The organism is Streptomyces sp. SID3212, assembly GCF_009865405.1.
In the GTDB taxonomy this organism is placed as follows: domain Bacteria; phylum Actinomycetota; class Actinomycetes; order Streptomycetales; family Streptomycetaceae; genus Streptomyces.
Genome location: NZ_WWJY01000896.1, coordinates 1 through 2,391, shown reverse-complemented (window position 1 = coordinate 2,391; position 2,391 = coordinate 1). Strand labels below are relative to the sequence as shown.

Here is a 2,391-nt window from a genome sequence, read left to right as displayed (position 1 = left end):
TGCCGTCGGTCACCATCGACGACCACTTCTTCCACCTGGGCGGCCACTCGCTGCTCGCCACCCGCCTCGTCGGCCGGATCCGCTCGGTCATGGGCGTCGGGCTGTCCGTGGCGACGCTCTTCGAACACCCGATCGTGGCAACGCTCGTCGAGAAGCTCGACAGCGCCGAGGCCGCAAGGCCCACACTGCGGCCGATGCGCCGGATGGGAGCGACCAAGTGATTCCGTTGTCCTTCGCCCAGCAGCGGCTGTGGTTCATCGCCCAGATGGAAGGGCCTTCGACCACCTACAACATCCCCCTGACCGTGCGCCTCCACGGCGAACTCGACCGCGAGGCGCTCCGGTCGGCGCTCCTGGACGTGGTCGGCAGGCACGAGAGCCTGCGGACCCTCTTCCCCGACCAGGACGGCACGCCGTACCAGCACATCCTCGCCGAGGAGGAGGTGGACCTCGCGCTGCCGGTGGTCGCCGCCGACGAGCTGAGTCTGGCGGCGGTCCTCGCCGAGGAGTCCGCGCAGGTGTTCCACCTGGCGGTGGACCTGCCGATCCGGGCGCGGCTGATCGCGCTCGGTGAGCGGGAGCACGTGCTGCTCGTCGTGATGCACCACATCGTGTCGGACGGCGGGTCGACCGGGCCGCTGCTCAGGGACCTGGCCGCCGCCTACGGCGCCCGCGCCGCCGGGGGGCGGGAGCCGGACTGGGAGCCGCTGCCGGTGCAGTACGCCGACTACACCCTCTGGCAGCAGGAGTTGCTCGGTGAGGGCGACGACCCGGCGAGCACCGGTGCGCGCCAACTGGACTTCTGGCGTGAGGCGTTGGCGGACCTGCCGGAGGAGGCCACCCTGCCGGCCGACCGGCCGCGCCCGGCCGCCGCCTCGTACGTGGGCGCCACCTGTGACGCCCATCTGTCCGCCGACCTGCACACCGGACTGACGCACCTCGCGCGGGAGTCGGGGGCGACCGTGTTCATGGCGGCCCAGGCCGCCGTCGCGACCGCCCTGTCCCGCTCGGGCGCGGGTCTCGACATCCCGGTCGGCTCCCCGGTCTCCGGCCGTATCGACGAGGCCCTGGACGATCTGGTCGGCTTCTTCGTCAACACCCTGATCCTGCGGACGGATCTGTCGGGCGACCCGAGCTTCCGTGAGCTGCTCAAGCGGGTCCGCGGGACGGACCTGGCGGCCTGGGACAACCAGGATCTGCCCTTCGACCGGCTGGTCGAGGTGCTCAACCCGGAGCGCTCCGCCTCCCGGCACCCGCTCTTCCAGGTGATGCTGACGATGGGCGAGGCCGGTTCCGACGCGGTCGGGTTCCCCGGGCTCGACGCGCGGACCGAGTACAGCGCCCTCCAGATCGCCAAGTTCGACCTGACCTTCGGCTTCGCCGAGCACCGGACGCGTGACGGCCGGCCCAACGGCCTGGACATCACCATCGAGTACGCCACCGACCTGTACGACGCCCGGACGATCGACGCGCTCATGGCCAGGCTGTGCCGGCTCCTGGAGGCGGTGCTCACCTCGCCCGACACCCCGCTGTCCGTGCTGGACCTGCTGGGCGAGCACGAGCGGCGGCTGCTCCTGGAGGAGCGGATCGGTACGGTCACCGGTACGGCGGACCTGAGCGTCGCCGAGTTGTTCGCCGCGCAGGCCGCCCGCGCCCCGGACGCGATCGCGCTGGTGGACGAGGACCGCGACCTGACGTACGCCGAACTCGACGCGAGCACCAACCAGTTGGCCCACCACCTCGTCAACCTGGGCGTCCGGCGGCACGACGTGGTCGCCGTCCTGATGGAACGCTCGACCGACCTGCTCACCGCCCTGCTCGCCGTGGTGAAGGCGGGGGCCGTGTACGCCCCGCTGAACACCACCGACCCCGACAGCCGGCTGGTCCAGATCCTCGCCGACACCCGGGCACCCGTCCTGCTCACCGACCAGGCTCTGGCCGACCACCCGGTGGTCCTGGAGACCGACGCGCGGGTGGTCGTCCTGGACGGCACCACCGGTCTCGGCCACCTGCCCGCCACGGCTCCGGCACACACCGTCCACCCCGACCAGCCGCTGTACGCGATGTTCACCTCGGGCTCGACCGGGGTGCCCAAGGGGGTCGCGGTCACCCACCGCAACGTCGCCGACCTCGCCGCCCAGACGATGTACGGGAACGGCAACCACCGGCGGGTGCTGTTCCACTCGCCGGCCGCGTTCGACGCGTCGACGTACGAGATCTGGGTGCCGTGGCTGAACGGCGGCACGGTCGTCGTCGCCCCTCCGGGCCACCTCGATCCGCCCACGTACCGGCGGCTGCTCACCGAACACCGCGTGACCGGCGTGTGGTTGACGGCCGGCCTGTTCCGGCTGATGGCCGAGGAGGCGCCCGAGGCCTTCGCGGGGGTACGGGA

2 protein-coding genes are annotated in these 2,391 nt (G+C 71.9%); both read left to right on the top strand.

Annotation, left to right across the window (positions count from 1 at the left end):
- A partial coding sequence (locus tag GT042_RS26640) for a phosphopantetheine-binding protein (protein WP_161311268.1) occupies positions 1-221 on the top strand: 221 nt, incomplete at its 5' end.
- Positions 218-2,391: condensation domain-containing protein (locus GT042_RS26635; protein ID WP_161311267.1), on the top strand; the 2,174-nt coding region annotated here is incomplete at its 3' end. The genes GT042_RS26640 and GT042_RS26635, both read left to right, overlap by 4 nt.